Raw genomic sequence first — 19,744 nt, forward strand, 5'->3', positions numbered from 1 at the left:
GAGAAAAGTTTATCTGTTAATGCTGAGCGTATAGCAAAATAACCTATTCATTCACAAAAACTCACAGCGCTAACTCAAAGACTTGATGAGTAAGGTGATAATTATCAATAGGAAAATACTATGCAACGTTATTTAGCGTTAGATGCTTTGCGCGGTTTGACCATAGCTTTAATGATTTTAGTGAATACGCCTGGCTCATGGAATTTCGTTTATGCTCCCTTGTTACACGCGAGCTGGCATGGCATCACACCAACTGATTTAGTGTTTCCTTTTTTTCTATTTATTGTTGGCTCAGCCATGTATTTTGCTTTTAAAAAGCAAGATTTCACTTTAAATATTGATTCCGCAATTAAAATTATTAAACGTGGCATCATTATGTTTTTAATAGGGTTAGCGTTAAATGCTTACCCATTTAACAACTCCATTGAATCATTGCGCATTATGGGCGTATTACAACGCATTGGTATCGCCTATATATTTGCCGCTTTTATTGTCTTGACGTTAAAACGACAACAAGTGTTAGTACTTGCTTGCATTATTTTAGTGGCTTATCACTTTATCTTAACGTTGGCGGGAGAAGGTGCTTATAGCCTTGAAATGAATATTGTCAGAGAAATTGATCTGCTCATTCTTGGTACTGAGCATATGTATGGCGGCTTTGGTGTTGCCTTTGATCCCGAAGGGTTAGTAAGTACTCTGTCGTCTATTGTCAGTGTCTTGTTTGGCTTTGAAGTCACTCGACTTATTAGTCAATGTGAAAGCAAACAGCAATCGTTAGTTAAATTATTGCAGCTAGGTGTAATTGCCGTTGTGGTGGGCTTAATACTGGATGTCTTTATACCAATCAATAAAGCATTGTGGACGAGTACTTATGTTATTTATACCACAGGATTTTCCTGCTTGGTTTTGGCGCTGTTTGTTTACTTAATTGATTTGAAAAAGGTTGAAAAGCCCATGACACCATTGTTTATTTATGGCACCAATCCTTTATTCATCTATGTATTATCTTGGGTTTGGGTTGCAAGTTACGGTTTGTTTCAAGTAGGAGAGCAAGGTTTGCATCAATACATGTTTGCTAGTTTGACCTCGTTTTTACCTGAAAAGTTAGCGTCATTTGTTTTTGCTTTAAGTCATGTTGTTCTTTTTGGTTGGTTTTCAAAGTGGCTATACGAGCGAAAAATATTTATCAAAATTTAAGCGCAAGCGCTTGTTAAGTTTATCGCTCTAATTATTTTCAGTAATAGGAACAATGAATAACATGAAAACGAATATATCCGCGCTGATTTTGGTTTTAGTCACTTTTTTTGCTATCTCTTTTATTACCAATATTCTAGGACCTTTATTTCCTTCGTTGGTGAAAGATTTTGAAATCAGCTTAGCTGTGGCAGGTTTTTTACCTTTCTCATTCTTTGCCGCCTATGGCGTAATGTCTATTCCTGCCGGTATGTTAGTTGATAAATATGGCGAAAAGCCCGTAATGTTATCTGCTTTTATTATGTCTGCATTTGGCTCTTTTTTATTTGCTTTAGCCCCGAGTTTTATTATGGCAATGGCCTCACTATTTTTTATTGGTACAGGGATGGCAATGTTACAGGTTGCTATTAATCCGTTACTAAGAGTGGCTGGCGGTAAAGAGCATTTCGCGTTTTATTCAGTGATGGCGCAATTATTATTTGGCGGTGCCGCTACATTAAGCCCTATGGTATACAGTGCTGTTGTGCAAGGGATGGCTAGAGAAGAGGTCAGTGGAGTTTTGACGTTTTTTAAAGAAAATGTTCCTGCCAATATGACCTGGCTGTCGATGTATTGGATATTCGCGCTCATTTCATTACTGATGTTAGTGCTTATTTATTTTATAAAATTACCGAAAGTAACGTTACAAGCCGATGAAAAAGTTGGCGCATGGCAAATATATAAAGATTTATTTAAAAACAAAACAGTGATTTTGTTTTTTATTGGTATTGCTGCCTATGTTGGTACTGAGCAAGGTGTTGCCAATGTTATCTCACTATTTTTATCGCAATACCATGGTTTAGATCCAGTAACCGTTGGCGCTAATACCGTCAGTAACTTTTGGATGATGTTAACCTTAGGGTGTTTTTTAGGCTTAGCGTTAGTGAAAATACTTGATAGCCGTATCGTGCTTAAATTATTTGCTATGGGAGCTATGCTTGCTTTAACCGCGGCTTTATTTGGCTCAGGCGAGGTCGCAGTAATGGCTTTTCCATTAGTGGGGTTTTTCTTATCTGTGATGTGGTCAGTGATTTTTTCATTAGCGTTAAATTCGCTAAAAGTACATCACGGCTCATTTGCTGGCATTTTATGTACAGGTATTGTTGGTGGCGGTCTAGCGTCGCCTTTGATAGGTTTAATTGCAGATCTGTCAGGTGATCTACGTATTGGTATGGTCGTAGTGTATCTCACCTTAGGTTATATTTTTTCTATCGGTTTTTGGGCAAAACCTTTGGTTGCCAATAAAACGGTATCGTTATTTAAGCGCGAAGAAAGTTGTTAAGTTACTAAAATATATAAGTTAAATTAAAATTGATGAAGGTTATTACATGATAAAACGTTCGATATTAGCAAAGTGTGGGTTAAGTGTTGCTTTAGCCACTTTGGTTGCTTGTGGTCAGGCAAACAAAAATGTGGTTGAAAGTGACAAATCACTCAACGAAATAACAGCAATTAATCAAGCTCAACTTGACCAAATGGCAGCGTCTCTCGAGGTGAAGTATCAAGTACTAAGTAATATCGAAACTGACTGTCCAGATAAAGAGGGTAAAGCGGTTAAGCATTGTTTTAGCGCTTATATTCATTTTACCTCGCCGGTTGATTTGAATGTAAATCAATGGACGATTCAATATTCACAAGTTTACCCGATTTATGCTGGCAAATCTGACGCCTTTACCATTGCATTACATAATGGCGATATTCATCAAATAAAACCAACTTCCGCTTTTACTGGCTTTAAAGCAGGCGAAAAGCAAAGCTTAAAAATTTGGATGGCAGCAACCGTGTTGACTCATTCACAATTAATGCCGAATTATTGGCTGTCGGCTCCGCAATTAACGCCTGCTGTAATTGATAGTACCCGCACTAAAATAGATCCCGACACTCAGCTTGAGCTCACGCCTTGGATTGTGCCTTATGACAATATAGTTAAACAAATCAAAGCAAATCCCAATGACATTAATGAATATGCCGATGCAGCTTGGTTGTTTGAGCATAATGCTGATGTAGCAGTGGCGAGCACAGAAGCATTAGCCAGTAGTGTTATTCCTACGCCGAAATCTGTCGCGTTAACGGATAACAATAAAACCTTATCGTTGACGAAAGGATTAGCGATTAGTTATCAAGGACTTGATGAAAGCGATGTGAGTGCAGCGTTAACTCGATTAGCAAAACTTGGTGTTGCTCAATCACAAGCAGGTGTACCTGTTCACGTGAATATCGATGCTAAATTGAATGGCAAAGCTGACGCAACAGAAAGTTATCAATTAACGGTTTCTGATGAAGGCATTATTATTATTGCAGCCGATAAAGCAGGCGCTTTTTATGGTATTCAAACATTAGCGAGTTTATTAACGGTAGACACGCTTACGGTTCCTTATGTTGTGATAAATGATGCGCCTAAATATCATTATCGTGGCCAACATTTAGATGTGGCTCGTAATTTTCATGATAAAGCCATGGTCTTTCGTTTAATTGAACAAATGGCGGCTTATAAGTTAAACAAGCTACATATGCATTTGGCGGAAGATGAAGGTTGGCGCATTGAGTTACCAAGTTTTCCTGAGCTTACAGACATTGGCGCAACGCGTTGTATGGATCTTTCTGACAAAGCTTGTATGCAGCCACAACTTGGTGGTGCTGACTCGGCGGATAGAGATGGTTTTTACAGCGTTCAAGATTATTTAGACATTTTACACTATGCGAGCCAACATCATATTCAAGTGATCCCTTCGCTTGATATGCCTGGGCATTCACGTGCGGCAATCAAAGCTATGGAAGCACGTTACCGCCGATTTATCGAGCAAGAAAATGAAGTGGCTGCCACGCAATATTTATTAAGTGATTTTGATGATAAAACCCAATATATGTCGATTCAAAATTACAACGATAACACGATCAATGTTTGCTTAGAGTCATCTTATGCGTTTGTTGATCGTGTATTAGAAGATCTAATTTCTCTGCATAATCAAGCGGAGCATCCATTGCAAATGTATCATATTGGCGCTGATGAAACCGCCGGTGCTTGGGTTGAATCTCCAGCATGTCAAGCTTTAGTCGCGGATACTAGCAACGAGGTGAACGACATAAAACACTTAGGGGCACATTTTATTGAGCGTGTATCAAACATGATCGCCAGTAAAGGTATTTCGGTCGGGGGTTGGAATGATGGTTTAGGTGAAACACATGCTGAGAATATGCCTAAAGATGTTTATTCTTATATCTGGGGCTCTTTACCGGGTGGAGCACACAAAATGGTAAGTGAACAAGCACACCGTGGTTGGAATGTTGTTTTGTCGGTTCCTGATGTCTTTTATTTTGATTTTCCGTATGAAGTTGACCCAAAAGAGCGTGGCTATAATTGGGCTTCTCGTCGTATCGATAGTCAAAACGTGTTTAACTTTATGCCTGATAATTTACCAATTCATGCTGAGTTTCGCGTCGATACTTCCGGTCAAAACTTTGAAATTGATGACCGTCTACAAAAAAATGAAGCCGGCAAGGTTATCCATCGTCCTATGCCAGAGCAATTCAAGGTTGTCGGCGTTCAAGGACAAATTTGGAGTGAAACCATTCGCAGTGAAAATCAAGCGGAGTATATGCTTTATCCACGTATGATAGCGATGGCTGAGCGTGCGTGGCATCATGCCGATTGGTCAGTGCCATATAATTATCAAGGGGCAAAATATAACCACAGCAGTCAGGTTTTTACCGATGAATTAAAAGCGTTACGTGATGAAAAATGGCAGATGTTTAGTAATACCATCGCGCAAAAAGAATTGATCAAATTAGATAAACTCGGCGTTTTTTATCGTATTCCTACCGTTGGCGCGAAAATTATCGACAACAAATTACAGATCAATAGTTCTCTAGTGGGCTTACCGTTGGAATACCGCCAAGTAAACGGCGAGTGGCTCCGTTATTCTTCACCGGTAGCCGTTACTTTACCTGTTGAAGTTAGAGCTAGATCTGCCGATGGGCAAAGAGCAGGTAGAAGCTTCACTGTTAATTAACCTCGGTAAATTTACCTTAGTTTAAGCCTGAATTTTCAACTTCAGGCTTAAACTATGAGCCGAATTAAAATCGTATTTTGTAAAAATTAGGCCTGTTTATGAATTCCTCTTCTATTGTCACTTTAGATATTGGTGGTACCACGATTAACGCGGGACGTTTTCAAAACGGTATTATCGAAGAGTTTAAGGTACGAAGTTTTGCTGCTCATGAAAACGAAGCGGCAATATTAGCGTTTATTGTTGAATGTATCGACAGCGTTAAAAAAGCTAACACCATAGCTATCGCAATTGGTGTACCTTGTATTCTTGATGTTGCACAAGGCGTAGTTTTTGATGCGATTAATATCCCTGCTTGGCAGAATTATCATTTAAAAGCGGCACTTTCAACGCATTACCACTGCGACATTTATTTAAATAATGACGTCAATTGCTTTGTTGCCGGAGAATATGCTTTTGGTGGCGCACAGTCATATCAAGACGTTGTAGGTATTTGTTTAGGAACGGGATTCGGTACCGGATATATCCTCAATAAGCAATTATATGCTGGGCAAAATTGTTGTGCCGGAGAAGTAGGCGGTATCAGTTATTTAGATGGCACTATTGATGATTATTGTTCGGGACAGTTTTTTACAGATCATTATCAAATGACGGGTGCCGAATTAGCACAATTAGCGGAGCAGAATGAAGTTAAAGCGATCAAAGCTTTTGAAGAGTTTGGCGAGCATTTAGCGCAGGCGATCTCAATGATATTATTTGTGCTAAATCCGCAAGTGATTGTATTAGGGGGATCAGTTGCCAAGTCTTACCATTTATTTATTGATGCTTTATGGCGAGCGTTAGCAAAGTTTCCATATCAAAGAGTGATAAATAACTTAACGATAGTAAAAAGTGATTTAGAAAATGCTGCTTTGCTTGGTGCGGCGCATTTATATCTCAACAGTAAAACTTAAGTAAAACTATACCGTTCCGTTTAGCCATTCAATATTCTTGTTTGGTATAACTACTTGTCATATTTTTTTAAGTACAACGTATTCATAAAATGTATCGTTATTCTTATATTTATTAATTTTTGTTATTAATAGTAAAAAGCTACAGTTAAATTCCTACTACACTAATAAAGTGTGAACCTTAATTGCTAGGAAATTGAATGTCAGCGCCTTCACCTTATCCTTTATTACATTGCTATATCGATGGGCAGTTTGTTCCAAGTAATTGTTATTTCGATAATATTAATCCTGTTAATGGTCAAAAAATTTCTGAAATTGCCGAAGCAGATAATCGGCAAATTGATATGGCTGTTCAAAGCGCAAAGCAAGCATTAAAAGGGCCATGGGGTAAGTTGACCCTTAATCAACGGTGCGATTTATTGCATAAAATTGCGGATCGCATGGCTGAGCGTCAGCAAGCATTTATTGATGCAGAAATTGCAGATACTGGTAAATCGTTACATCAAGTTCAAACCATTGATATTCCAAGAGGTGCCGCCAATTTTAGAGCTTTTGCTGATATGGCGCGTACTCACACTGGCGAAACTTTTATCACCGAAACACCTACCGGCGAAAAAGCCCTTAACTATAGTGTTAATAAACCACTTGGGGTTGTTGCTGTGATCTCGCCGTGGAATCTACCTTTGTTATTAGCTACGTGGAAAGTAGCTCCTGCATTAGCGTGTGGGAACTGCGTGATCCTTAAACCTTCAGAAGAAACCTCTTCAACCGCTGTGTTATTAGCCGAGGTGATGGATGAAGTGGGAGTACCTAAAGGAGTATTCAATTTAATTCTGGGGCGGGGCAAGCATATTGGCGATTACTTAACTTCTCATCAAAACGTTGATGCGGTTACCTTTACTGGTGCGAGCGCAACCGGACAACATATTATGCGTGCGGTGGCTGATGGGGTTAAACCTATCTCGTTTGAACTAGGCGGTAAAAATTCAGCGGTTGTATTTGCAGATGCCGATCTTAAAAAAGCGGTGGCAGGGGTCGCACGTTCTACTTTCACTAATTGTGGCCAAGTCTGTTTGTGTACGGAAAAGGTATTTGTTCATCGAGATATCGCCGATGCATTTATTGCTCAACTTAAACAACAAGCTCAAGCAATAAAAATTGGCTACCCGAAAGAAAAAGATGTTTTGTTAGGGCCTTTGGTTTCCAAACAGCATCAAGAAAAAGTGCTCAGCTTTTATCAATTAGCGAAAGACGAAGGGGCGAACTTTATTGTTGGTGGTGGCGTGCCAAAATTTAATGATGAGCGTGATCAAGGCTGTTATATCGAACCGACAATTATTAGCGGTTTAGCGGATGACAATCGTGTCAATCAAGAAGAGATCTTTGGCCCAATTTGTCATATCTCGATCTTCGATGAAGAAGACGAAGTGATCGAACGAGTAAACAATACCCGATATGGTTTAGCTTGCGCGCTTTGGACTGAAAATGTTTCCCGAGCTCATCGAGTGTCCCCGCAAATAGACGTTGGCCTTGTGTGGGTAAATACGTGGTTTTTACGCGATTTACGCGCACCATTTGGTGGCGTTAAGCTCTCTGGTATTGGTCGCGAAGGTGGTAAGCACTCACTTAGTTTTTACGCAGAGCCAGTTAATATTTGTATTAAAATCGATTAAGCCTGACATGGTTTATTTGTGAATAGGTTTAAAGATTAAAAGGACTGAAAATGACAACAAAGGCAAAAGTCTTACAAGAAAAAGCGGTACCGCGCGGCAAGTTTCCTCATGTAAAACGCGCAGGTGATTTTATTTTTATTTCGGGCACCAGTTCTCGCTTGCCAGATAATAGTTTTGCTGGCGTTGAAGTGGACGAATTTGGCGCAACAACGTTAGATATTGCCGTACAAACCAAAGCCGTGATTGAAAATATTCGCGATATATTGCAATCGGTAGGTGCAGAGCTATCTGATCTTGTCGAGTTCAGCACTTTTCTCGTCAACATGAATGACTTTAAAGGCTATAACGAGGTTTATAGTCAGTATTTTGATTTTGATGGACCAACTCGGACAACGGTTGCGGTACATCAATTGCCGCATCCTCACTTGTTAATTGAATGCAAAGCCGTGGCGTACAAACCGTTAACCGATCAAGTCAATAAGGACGAGTTATGAAAGCAAAATTATCGGCCTTTAACTTTCAGCGTTGGATAGAAGAGCATCAACATTTGTTAAAGCCTCCTGTTGGGAATGTTCAAGTGTGGCAGAACACTGACATGATGGTGACAGTGGTTGGTGGCCCGAATCAACGAACAGATTTTCATGATGATCCGGTTGAAGAGTTTTTTTATCAACTAAAGGGCGACATGGTGTTGAAAGTGATGGAAGACGGTGAATGTAAAAATGTTTTTATTCGTGAAGGCGATGTTTTCTTTTTACCGGCACATGTTAGACATTCACCCCAGCGACCCATGGAAGGCAGTATTGGTTTAGTGATTGAACCTAAACGTCCTGCTGGCGAAAAAGATGCGTTTGAATGGTATTGCTTTGACTGCCAAGGGTTAGTGCACAGAAGCGAAGTGATGCTGAAATCTATCGTTGATGATTTACCTCCAGTGTATCAAGCGTTTTATCAAGATGAAAAAGCCAGAACCTGTCCAGAATGTGGCGCACTTCATCCAGGTAAACAACCACCAGAAGGTTGGGTTACTTTAGATGATACTTAACCTTTCTGCAGTAGTTGCTACAAAAAATACACCTTGTGAAAGTAAAATTGTGAGCAAAAAGTATGCATTAAGCCGATATGTTACTACCGAGATAACACACTGATAAATAGAGAATTAACAATGAAAGTGATTGATATACATTCACATTTTTTTCCAAAAACATGGCCAAGTTTACAAGAGAAGTTTGGTGGAGATGATTGGCCATGGTTAAAGCATTTACCGAATAGCGGGGATGGTTTTGATAAAGCGATGTTGATGAAAGGCAACAAAGCATTTCGTCCTATTTATGCTGCCTGTTGGGATGCGAATGTTCGTTTACAACAAATGGATGAACATGGCCTTGAGCAGCAAATTATTTCTGCCACGCCTATTTTATTTGCTTATGAAAAACCTATAGAACAAGCCTTATATTGTGCGCAATTATTTAATGATGCGGCGTTAGAAATTTGTCAGCAAGGTAAAGGACGCTTGTTTGCTATGGCTCAAGTGCCGTTACAAAATATTGATGCTGCGTGTAAAGAAGCAAGCAGGGCCGTCAACAATGGCCATGTGGGTATTCAAATTGGCAACCATGTCGGCGAAAAAAATATGGACGATGAAGGAGTGCTCACTTTTCTTCAACATTGTGCAGCGGAAGATATTCCTGTGTTTGTTCATCCATGGGACATGATGGCGAGAGAGCGCACCAAAGACTACATGATGGGCTGGACGGTTGGCATGCCTGCTGAAACACAACTTTCAATTGTTTCTATGATTTTAGGCGGCGGCTTTGATCAGGTTAGTAATAGATTAAAAATATGTTTCGCTCATGGTGGTGGCTCATTCGCGTTTTTACTGGGGCGATTAGAAAATGCTTGGCATTTTAGGGATATCGCGCGTGGCAAGTCGGCTTTCCCGCCAAGCCATTACCTTGACCGATTTTATCTTGATACCGCAGTGTTTGATCATGACGCTTTAGATTTACTGGTGAAAAAAATGACCACGAAAAAGCTCATGTTTGGTACTGATTATCCGTTTCCGTTAGGGGAGCAAAAAATGGGACAGTTAATTAAAACCTCCTCAACACTTACAGCAATCGAACAACAACAATTATTGGCGAGCAATGCCGAGCAATTTTTTAATTTACCGATTTCAGTGTAGTGCTGTTATTTACGACATCAACAGCAAATATAGAATGAGAATTGTATGACTTTTGAAAACAGCTTAACCTTCGCACAACAACAAGATAGCCAAGATGAATTGTCGGTCTTTCGTGACAAATTTCACTTTCCTGTTATCAATGACAAACGGGTATTATATTTTACCGGTAACTCGCTGGGGCTCGCGCCAAAGTCGGCAAAAGAGTATGTTAATGCAGAACTAGATGAATGGGCTAAATGGGGTGTTGAAGGTCATTTTGAAGCGAAAAATCCTTGGGTGAGTTATCACGAAATTTTAACGCCAGCTAGTGCCGAGCTTGTTGGTGCGAATGAGTCAGAAGTGGTTTGTATGAACTCACTGACCACGAATTTACATTTATTGTTTGTTTCTTTTTATCGCCCGAGCCAACAACGTTATAAAATAATTAGTGAAGCGAAAATGTTTCCCTCCGACCGTTATTTACTCGAAACACAGGTTAAACATCATGGCTTTGCCCCTGATGATGCCATCATTGAAGTGGCGCCACGCGAAGGCGAGCACCTTATTCGCGAAGAAGATATTCTCGCGGCAATTGAAACCCACAAAGATGAGCTTGCCTTAGTGTTTTTTGGCGGCGTAAATTATTTTACCGGTCAATTATTCGATATGAAAAAACTTACCCAAGCTGCGCACGATGTTGGCGCGTTAGCTGGTTTTGATCTCGCTCATGCCGTTGGTAATGTGCCAATGCAATTACATGATTGGCAGGTCGATTTTGCTGCTTGGTGTACTTATAAATACCTCAATAGTAGTGCGGGAAACGTTGGCGGTATTTTTGTTCATGATAAACATGGTGATAATACCGACTTACCACGTTTTGGCGGTTGGTGGGGGCATAACAAAGAACGCCGTTTTCTGATGGAAAATACTTTTGAGCCTATGTCAGGCGCTGAGGGTTGGCAATTAAGTAATGTGCCGATCATGGGCATGGCGGTACTTAAATCGTCTTTAGATATTTTTCAAGCGGCAGGGATGGCAAACTTACGGGCGAAAAGTTTACAATTAACCGCTTATTTAGAATTTGTTTTCAATGATATTGTCAGCCAATTTTCTGATATTGAACTGGAGATCATCACACCCACAGCACCAGAAAAAAGAGGTTGTCAGCTGTCGGTTAAGTTAGTCGGCACTGATAAGTCATTTTTTAAAGCGCTAACCCAAGCTGGTGTCGTTGCTGACTTTAGAGAGCCTGATGTGGTGCGATTAGCACCAACGCCTTTATATAATAGTTTTGAAGATGTTTATCTGTTTGGTCAAACGTTAAAATCATTATTATTCGGGTGGCACAATGAATGATATAACGAAAAAATCGTTCTTGGATAGCGATCGACAAGAAAAAATTGCCATCAATGGCGCCGGTCCTGTCGGTGCCTTGTTAGCGGTGATGTTAGCGAAAAAGGGTTATCACGTTGACTTGTTCGAGTCTCGCCCTGATTCTAGAAAAACCAATATTTACCAAGGAAAATCGATTAACTTAGCGTTATCAGATAGAGGGTGGAAAGCGTTAAATGCGGTTGGTTTAGATGAAGAAATTCGACAACAAGCCATCCCTATGTATTGTCGAATCATGCATGATATTGAGGGCAATATCACTAAGCAGCCGTATGGCACAGAAGATCAGGCTATATGGTCAGTGTCGCGTTCAGGCATTAATGAACAATTAATTGATTTGGCAGAGCAAGAGCCGCAGGTCAAAGTTCATTTTGGTCATCGTTTAGTGCAGCTTAATTTTGCTGATAACACGGCCGTCTACCTCAATGAAAATCATCATCAAAAAATTCATGAGAGTGATTTAGTTTTTGGCGCCGACGGTGCGTTTTCAAAAGTTCGACGTTTAATGCAAGAGTTGCCGAAAGAGCGAATTAGCTACAGCCTTGATTACATGCAACAAAGTTATATGGAACTTTCGATTGCGGCCAATGAAGATGGCAGTCATAAGCTTGAAAAAAATGCTTTACATATTTGGCCAAGAAAAGACTTTATGTTAATCGCTCTGCCAAATATTGATGGCTCTTTTACTTGTACGTTATTTTTAAGTCATGAAGGTGAGCTTTCGTTTGCTTCATTAAATACTAAAGAAAAAGTCACCGCGTTTTTTCATCAGTATTTTGCTGAGGCGATGCAATATTTAGCGGATCCGATAGAAGACTTTTTAAGTAAAACGCCTTCCCCTTTATGCTTAGTACACATATATCCCTGGTTAGTGAATGATACTATTGCCCTGATTGGCGATGCCGCGCATGCCATGGTGCCTTTTTATGGTCAAGGGATGAATTGTGGTTTTGAAGATTGTCGAGTATTAGCAGAATTGGTTGAGCAGCATGATCATCAATGGTCCGAAATTCTTAATGCTTATCAAGATGAACGCAAAGAAAATGGCGATGCGATTATCGAATTGGCGAAACGTAATTTTATTGAAATGAGCGATTTAGCCGGCGACGAGCGTTTTTTACTGCGCAAAAAAATAGAGGCCAAATTTCATAAAATGCACCCTGAGTTATGGATCCCTTTGTATTCTATGGTGACATTCTCGCCGGATATTCCCTATAAAACTGCCTTGCATGTAGGTGATATTCAACAAACCATTATGGATGAAATCATGCAGATACCAGATATTGAAGTGCAGTGGCAGCAAGACCATGTCTATGAAAAACTTCATCAATTAGCGCAAACAGCGTTGGTTAATCAACTCCCAGAGGTGAAATGATGAGCTGTCCACATCAACCGAAAAAGCAAAATTATCGAGAAGTAGAATCGACTATTCATACTGACTTTAACGATGATATGTCTTATGGCGATTATTTAGGTTTAGAGCAAATATTGTCAGCGCAAAAACCCTTATCGGATCAACATGATGAAATGCTATTTATTACTATTCATCAAAGCAGTGAATTATGGTTAAAACTGGCGGGTCATGAACTCAGTGAAGCGATTAAAAATATTCAAGAAGCAGATTTTGGCCATGCGTTTAAAGTGATTTCTCGCGTTAAACACATTTTCAATCAATTAACCCAATCATGGAATATTCTTTCAACGTTAACGCCGGTCGATTATTTGAAATTTAGGGATAGTTTAGGCCATTCTTCAGGTTTCCAGTCATTTGGTTATCGTAAATTAGAGTTTTTATTAGGGAATAAAAATGCAAAGCTACTGGAGGTGCACAAAGCAAACCCTACGGCTCATCAAGAACTAACGGCGGTACTTGAAGCGCCTAGCCTTTATGATGAAGTGATCAAGTTATTGGCGGATAGAAAATTAATCGCGGAGCCTGCGCAGTTAAGAGCGAACTTTTCTTTGCCTTATCAACACAACGACGCTGTGTTGCAAGCCTGGTTAGCGGTATATAAAAATGCCGATGAACACTTTGAATTATATGAATTGGCGGAAAAATTAATTGATATCGAAGATGCCTTTCAGCAATGGCGTTTTAAACATATGTATACCGTGCAACGTATCATCGGCAATAAAATGGGCACTGGCGGTTCATCGGGGGTGAGTTTTTTGAAAAAAGCCTTAGATATTAGTTTCTTCCCAGAGTTATTTGAACTTAGAACTCATCTTTAAGAGAAAAAAGCATTAAAAAACGATATGAAAAAAAGTGTAAAGTAAACACTTAACCGGGCTACTATTTTGTAGCCCTTGTTATTTTAGCTGTTTTCTACTGTGAACAATTTCTTTAGGTTTAGCTTAATCTTATTTTCAAGTGTTTATTTTTAAAACTTGACATGCAACCTTTTGGTTGCTTACTTTAAGGTAGTTACAAATTACGGATATCTTATGAATATTTTTACCGCTTTGGCAGACAAACAGAGAAGACATATTATCGAAACTTTGCATCATTGCGGTAATCAGTCGATCAAAGAGTTAACGCAAAATTCATCAGTATCTAGACAAGCCATAACTAAGCATCTAAATATTTTGATAAAAGCCAAAATTGTACAGGCAGAATTTGTTGGTAAAGAACGCATTCATAAATTAGATCCTAAAGCGATGCAAAGCTTGTTTAATTGGTTAGCCCCATTTGCGCAACAATGGGATGACAAACTTAACAATTTAGAAAAATTTATTGGAGATTAACATGCGAAATAATATTGATTCAATTGTCAGGGACGTTACCTTTAACGCATCTATCGAACATGTATGGCAAGCTATCACTTGTCCTGAAAAAATTCAGCTTTGGTTTGGCTCTGCTGCAAGTTTTAAATTAAAAGAAGGCGAGCTAGGTTATTTTGAGTGGCAAGATGAATGTGAAGGGCAGTTTGCTATGCGTATTGAAAGCATTAAGGCGCCACATTATTTTGCTTGGCGATGGATGCATAAACAAGGCGTTGCGTTTGATGAGAAACAATCTACGTTAGTAGAGTGGTCACTTACTTCAATAGAAAATGGTGGCACCGCATTAACGTTAACTGAATCAGGTTTTGCACAAGCAAAACACAGACAAGAAAATGTAGCAGGTTGGCAACAAGAACTGACTGATTTAGAAAATTATATGCTAGAGCAGTGCCGAATGATTGAAGTGTGACTAAGTGTTTAGCAAGTTTAAAAAAATATACGATTTTTTTCTATGACCTATTTCAAATATCAGGTAAATTTATTGCCCGATAAATGGATTTAAGTAGGAGTAATAAGTGTTTTTAAAAGATTATTTTTTTAGAAGTTTGCTAGTGAGCGGTGTTTTAGCGTTAACGGCATGTGGTGGTTCAGGCTCTTCTAACGGTTCAAATTCTTTTGCTGGCAACGGCAACGGTAATTCAACTAGTACGCCTACTTGGGTAGCAGGTGAATTTACTTCTCACACTCAATTAGCGAACCAATGCGCAGCGGGCTCTGGCTCAGCAATGGCTGAAAAGCTATGGTTACGTTCATACAGTAATGATACCTATCTTTGGTACGATGAAATTTTCGATCAAGACCCGGCGCCGTTTACCGTTTTAGAATACTTCGATGAACTTGTCACCACTGCAGTTACGCCTTCAGGAAAACTAAAAGATCAATTTCACTTTTCTATGAGCGCAGAAGAATGGGAAAACCTTTCAACGTCTGGCTCATCAGTCGGCTTCGGTTTTAATATCAGTATCGAACAAGGTGTTGGCGTTGAAAGAACAATTACCATTACTTATTCAGATCCTAACACTCCGGCAGCTAACGCTAATGTCAACCGTGGCGCAATTATTGTTGAAGTAGACGGCGTAAATGTCGCGTCTGCTAATGATGCTGCCAGTATTGATACCTTAAACCATGGCTTATTTCCCAGTGAAGATGGTCAAGAAAGCGTATTTCTTATTCGTGATTTAAACAGTGAAGAACCACGAGAAGTAACATTAACTGCTCAAACAATTATTTCTGATCCTGTGCCTTTAACTAAAGTTATTGAAACGGATATTAATACTGTCGGTTATATGGTGTTTAATGATCATATTGCGACCGCGGAAAAAGGATTATACGACGCTGTTTCTACATTAAAAGCAGCCAATGTGGATGAGTTAGTGATAGATTTTCGTTATAACGGCGGCGGTTATTTAGCGTTAGCAAGTCAATTAGGTTATATGGTAGCGGGTAATCAAACGGTTAATCGCACTTTTGAGCAAACTATTTTTAACGATAAATACCCCAATACCAATCCGGTAACCGGCAATAGTTTATCGCCAACGCCATTTTACCAAGAAACCATTGGTTTTAATGACGATTACATTCGTGGCGGTATTCAGTTGCCAACGCTGAATTTATCTCGGATATTTGTGCTAACATCAGCAGGCACATGTTCTGCTAGTGAGGCTTTTATTAATGGCTTACGTGGCATTGGAGTTGAAGTAATTCAAATTGGCTCAACGACTTGCGGTAAACCTTATGGTTTTTACCCAACAGATAATTGTGATACCACTTACTTTACTGTGCAGTTTAAAGGCGTGAACGATCAAGGTTTTGGTGATTATGCTGACGGTTTTTCACCAAGTGACGCACCGATATATCAGACCGATATTCAAGGCTGTGATGCGGTAGATGATCTCACTAAGCCTTTAGGTGATCAACAAGAAGGCATGTTTTCAACTGCCATGTATTATCTTGAAAATGGCCAATGTCCTGAAGTTATAGCAACGGAAGAAACCACTAAAGCGGCAGTTAAGCAATTCATTGATTATCAATTTTCAGTAGAAGATACACGAGCTCGTAGCAAGTTCTCTCGAAATCGAATTTTACTCAACAAGTAATAACTTTATTTGATATGATTTAAAAAACTCATTCAGTTTTTGAATGAGTTTTTTTGTTTATACGGTAAATAAATGATTACCTGTCGCGTATCGATAAACTTACCTGATCCACATACTTGAGACCCGTATCTGAGATGATGAAAATGGATATCACGAAAAGTCAGTTATCAATTAGTCATTTAAAAATGATTTGTCAGTTAGAGCGTTGCGAAACGGTAAAAGAAGCCGCGCAAGCGTTATTTATCACACAGCCAGCGCTGACAAACCGTATCCGTGAAGCAGAAAGGCGTTTAAACACCTCGCTGTTTTATCGGCGAGGTCGTAAAATCATTATGTCGAATGCTGGCAAACGCTTATTACAATCGGCGAAAAAAATACTGGAAGAATTAGCGCGGGCAGAACATGATATTTCGCGTTTAACCGATGGCATTGAACAAGTGTTACGCATCGGGTTGCCGCATTATGCTTCTTTTCAATGGTTACCCAAATTAATCCAAGGTTTTAATCATCAGCATCCTAATATTGAATTAGAAATTTCTTCCGAAGCCGCTAATCAACCACTGCATGCATTATTTAATCATGATGTAGATATTGCGATGATTTCAAGTGCTAGCTCTGAGCTTGAATTAGATGAAAAAAACTTTAAAACCCATTGTTTAAATCAAGATGAACTGGTGGCTTGTCTTTCGACACAACATAAAAATGCCAATAAAAGCTATTTAATTGCAAGTGATTTTCTCGATGAAACCTATGTGACTAATTCAACCGTGCCGGAAAAAGATCGTGAATATGAGTTGTTCTTTAAACCGGAGAGTGTCATACCTAAAAAGGTGCTACAAGTAGGGTTTAATGACGCGATCATCGAATTAGTTAAAGCTAACGTAGGCGTCTCAATCTTTTCGAGAAATCAATTAAAACGCTTATCGTATGACGCAGATATTAAACTGATCCCTTTAGGTGAACATGGCTTAACTTTATATTGGCATTTAGTGTATGCCAATCAGCCTTTAATCGCTGAACCAGCTGAAAGTGTCATCGCTTTATTGCAAAACTAGCCGCTACAGCCACACCTTTTCTCTCTTAAAGTGAGTTGATAACAAGGTGATTGTTCAGGTTTTCTCTTTGAAATTTAAATGATTTTTTAAATAATGTTGAAATAAACCGATAAAGAATGTTAGTAAGTAACGGTTTTTTATTGTTGTTTTGGTTATTTAATAACGGTAAAGTATGCCGCTATTAAGGCCGTAAGTTTTATGCTTACTGTGGTGCTGAAGGAACTTTGATTATGAACCGTCATTTACATGCTGCCTCCTATGATGAGCAAGGCTTAACCTTTGAAAAAGGCTCAGGCGATTTAGCCAGTTTGCCAACGCAAGGCTGGAATATTCTTGCCGAAGAAGTCAGTCTACCTATTGCGGTGTTGCGCGAGAAAGATATCTTCCATAACGCTCAATGGATGCAAAGTTTTAGTGAGCAGGCACAAGTAAAATTAGCCCCGCATGGCAAAACTTCAATGGCGCCTGAGTTATTCAAATTACAATTAAACTCCGGTTGTTGGGGCATGAGCTTGGCGACAATTCCTCAAGTGGTAAACGCTTATCAACATGGCATTAAACGCATTATTTTAGCTAATCAGTTAATCGGTAAGTTTCATTGCCAGCAATTACTACCCTTATTACAAGATGAGGCTTTCGATTTCTATTGCTTTGTTGATTCGATAGAAAATGTTCAATGGCTTGGTCATTATTTTGCCGATAAAAAGGTCACACTTAAGCTATTAGTTGAGATTGGTGTTGCAGGCGGTCGCTGCGGTTGGCGTGATTTAACTAACATCCATCAATTAGTGGAAACTATTGCTGACTATCCTCAACTGCAATTGGCAGGAATAAGTTTTTATGAAGGGGTTATTCATGGTGATAACGCCACCAATAAAATCGTTGAATTTATCGAAAACATTAAGCAATTATTTATCCAGTTGCAGCAAGAAAAGGCCTTTCATCAACAAGAGGTGATTATCACCGGCGCCGGATCTGCGTGGTACGATGTAGTTGCCAAGCAATTAACTACCAAGCAATTAACTACCAAGCAATTAAGTGCCAAGACACAACACTTAAACTTCACCCCTGTTATTCGACCAGGTTGTTATTTAATTCATGACACAGGTATTTATCAAGACGCGCAAAATTCCGTGATCAATCGTAGCCAATTAGCGTGTGATATTCGCGACAAAAACGGCGGCGATTTAACGTCAAGTTTAACTGTGTGGGCGTATGTACATTCAGTGCCTGAAAAAGGGTTGGCGATAATTGGCTTAGGCAAGCGTGATGCGGCATTTGATGCAGGTCTGCCTACGCCAGAGTTGCATTTTAGACCGGGACAAACTTCGCCAAAATCAAGCCCTCAACATTGGCAAGTAACTAAGATCATGGATCAACATTGCATGATGGAAATTGGTGCAAATGATGATATTAAACCTGGCGATATGTTGTGTTTTTCAACTTCTCATCCGTGCTTAACCTTAGATAAATGGCGAAAAATTGCCATTGTCGATGACAATTATCGGGTGACTCAACAAATAGCGACGTACTTCTAATGGATATTATCGCTCGTATTAATCAACGTTTTGACCATATGCCACGTTCAGAACAAAAAATTGCTCAATATATTCGCCAAAATTTAGAATATGTTACTCAGTTACCGATTCATCTTTTGGCAGAAAAATCAGGCGTCAGTCATGCGTCAATCACTCGCTTAGCAAAAACACTAGATTGTAAAAATGTTCGTGACTTAAAGATGCAACTTGCCCAATCTGCGGCAGTAGGGCAACGATTTACTGAAGATAAAACAGTCGATAAAAAAGAAATTTCGGCCATTTATCAATCTATCCATGATGCGTTAACCCTCAATGCCGGTTTGATCACTGATGAGGTCATCCAGCAAGCAACGCAACTTATTGTGCAAACCGATCATTGTTTAATTTTTGGTGTCGGTGGAGGCAGTACGGTGATGGCACAAGAATGCCACCATAGATTGTTTCGCCTGAGCATTAAAAGTAATGCCTATTCTGATCCCATGTTGATGCGTATGACAGCTGCAACCGTTGATGCTAAAGATGTGGTTATTTGTTTATCGTTAAGTGGCGACAGTCCTGATGTCTATCAAGCCGCGACAATAGCTAAAGAATATGGCGCTAAGGTGATTGCGATTTGCCCACAAAGCAAGTTGTCAGCTATCGCAGACGTTCACTTAGCCATTCAAACGCAAGAAGTGGATTATATTTTTAAACCGAGTGCTTCACGTTATGTGATGATGGCTGCGATTGATATTTTGGCCAGTGAAGTTGCGGTAAAAAATCAACGCAAATCTCGTGAGAAATTACGCCGTTTAAAGCTCCATCTAGATGAACATCGCGACGGTGACAATCGTGCGCCGCTAGGTGATTAAT

The 19,744-nt window shown here is 39.5% G+C and carries 17 protein-coding genes; all 17 read left to right on the forward strand.

Features of this window, described 5'->3' with window-relative positions; genetic code table 11:
* Nucleotides 1-120: 120 nt before the first annotated feature.
* Nucleotides 121-1,197: an acyltransferase family protein gene (locus tag Q4493_RS06775; RefSeq protein ID WP_303450640.1), complete on the forward strand. Its 1,077-nt coding sequence runs from the start codon at nucleotides 121-123 to the stop codon at nucleotides 1,195-1,197.
* A 61-nt stretch (nucleotides 1,198-1,258) separates the two neighbouring features.
* The gene (locus tag Q4493_RS06780; RefSeq protein WP_303450642.1) at nucleotides 1,259-2,515 is read left to right on the forward strand and encodes an MFS transporter; all 1,257 of its coding nucleotides are present in this window, start codon (nucleotides 1,259-1,261) and stop codon (nucleotides 2,513-2,515) included.
* Nucleotides 2,516-2,561: 46 nt separating this feature from the next.
* Nucleotides 2,562-5,243 (forward strand): family 20 glycosylhydrolase, encoded by a 2,682-nt coding sequence (locus tag Q4493_RS06785; RefSeq protein WP_303450645.1) that lies wholly within the window; start codon nucleotides 2,562-2,564, stop codon nucleotides 5,241-5,243.
* A gap of 98 nt (nucleotides 5,244-5,341) precedes the next feature.
* Nucleotides 5,342-6,193, forward strand: coding sequence for an ROK family protein (locus Q4493_RS06790; protein WP_303450650.1), 852 nt, complete (start codon nucleotides 5,342-5,344; stop codon nucleotides 6,191-6,193).
* A gap of 197 nt (nucleotides 6,194-6,390) precedes the next feature.
* Entirely contained in the window at nucleotides 6,391-7,863 is a 1,473-nt protein-coding gene (locus Q4493_RS06795) for a 2-hydroxymuconic semialdehyde dehydrogenase (RefSeq protein ID WP_303450653.1), read from the forward strand.
* A gap of 50 nt (nucleotides 7,864-7,913) precedes the next feature.
* Nucleotides 7,914-8,357, forward strand: a complete 444-nt coding sequence (locus Q4493_RS06800) for a RidA family protein (RefSeq protein WP_303450656.1) — start codon at nucleotides 7,914-7,916, stop codon at nucleotides 8,355-8,357.
* A complete protein-coding gene (locus tag Q4493_RS06805) occupies nucleotides 8,354-8,908 on the forward strand; it encodes a 3-hydroxyanthranilate 3,4-dioxygenase (RefSeq protein ID WP_303450658.1) in 555 nt (184 codons plus the stop codon). Before Q4493_RS06800 ends, Q4493_RS06805 begins: the two co-directional genes overlap by 4 nt.
* Nucleotides 8,909-9,028: 120 nt before the next feature.
* Entirely contained in the window at nucleotides 9,029-10,048 is a 1,020-nt protein-coding gene (locus Q4493_RS06810; RefSeq protein WP_303450660.1) for an amidohydrolase family protein, read from the forward strand.
* 45 nt (nucleotides 10,049-10,093) lie between these two features.
* The gene (gene kynU, locus Q4493_RS06815) at nucleotides 10,094-11,383 is read left to right on the forward strand and encodes a kynureninase (protein ID WP_303450663.1); all 1,290 of its coding nucleotides are present in this window, start codon (nucleotides 10,094-10,096) and stop codon (nucleotides 11,381-11,383) included.
* Complete coding sequence (locus tag Q4493_RS06820; RefSeq protein WP_303450665.1) at nucleotides 11,376-12,794, forward strand: NAD(P)/FAD-dependent oxidoreductase; 1,419 nt, start codon at nucleotides 11,376-11,378, stop codon at nucleotides 12,792-12,794. Before kynU ends, Q4493_RS06820 begins: the two co-directional genes overlap by 8 nt.
* Entirely contained in the window at nucleotides 12,794-13,651 is an 858-nt protein-coding gene (locus tag Q4493_RS06825) for a tryptophan 2,3-dioxygenase (RefSeq protein ID WP_303450668.1), read from the forward strand. The genes Q4493_RS06820 and Q4493_RS06825 overlap by 1 nt, the downstream gene beginning before the upstream one ends.
* A gap of 213 nt (nucleotides 13,652-13,864) precedes the next feature.
* Entirely contained in the window at nucleotides 13,865-14,164 is a 300-nt protein-coding gene (locus Q4493_RS06830; RefSeq protein WP_303450671.1) for a helix-turn-helix transcriptional regulator, read from the forward strand.
* A gap of 1 nt (nucleotide 14,165) precedes the next feature.
* The gene (locus tag Q4493_RS06835) at nucleotides 14,166-14,612 is read left to right on the forward strand and encodes an SRPBCC domain-containing protein (RefSeq protein ID WP_303450674.1); all 447 of its coding nucleotides are present in this window, start codon (nucleotides 14,166-14,168) and stop codon (nucleotides 14,610-14,612) included.
* A gap of 106 nt (nucleotides 14,613-14,718) precedes the next feature.
* A complete protein-coding gene (locus Q4493_RS06840) occupies nucleotides 14,719-16,299 on the forward strand; it encodes a S41 family peptidase (protein WP_303450675.1) in 1,581 nt (526 codons plus the stop codon).
* Between the two features lie 143 nt (nucleotides 16,300-16,442).
* Complete coding sequence (locus tag Q4493_RS06845) at nucleotides 16,443-17,354, forward strand: LysR family transcriptional regulator (RefSeq protein WP_303450677.1); 912 nt, start codon at nucleotides 16,443-16,445, stop codon at nucleotides 17,352-17,354.
* A gap of 230 nt (nucleotides 17,355-17,584) precedes the next feature.
* Nucleotides 17,585-18,892 carry an amino acid deaminase gene (locus tag Q4493_RS06850; protein ID WP_303450680.1) on the forward strand — a complete coding sequence of 436 codons (1,308 nt, stop codon included), beginning with the start codon at nucleotides 17,585-17,587 and terminating at the stop codon, nucleotides 18,890-18,892.
* Nucleotides 18,892-19,743, forward strand: coding sequence for a MurR/RpiR family transcriptional regulator (locus tag Q4493_RS06855; protein WP_303450683.1), 852 nt, complete (start codon nucleotides 18,892-18,894; stop codon nucleotides 19,741-19,743). The genes Q4493_RS06850 and Q4493_RS06855 overlap by 1 nt, the downstream gene beginning before the upstream one ends.
* Nucleotide 19,744 lies beyond the last annotated feature (1 nt).

Source organism: Colwellia sp. 1_MG-2023 (assembly GCF_030546755.1).
Lineage (GTDB): Bacteria > Pseudomonadota > Gammaproteobacteria > Enterobacterales > Alteromonadaceae > Thalassotalea_H.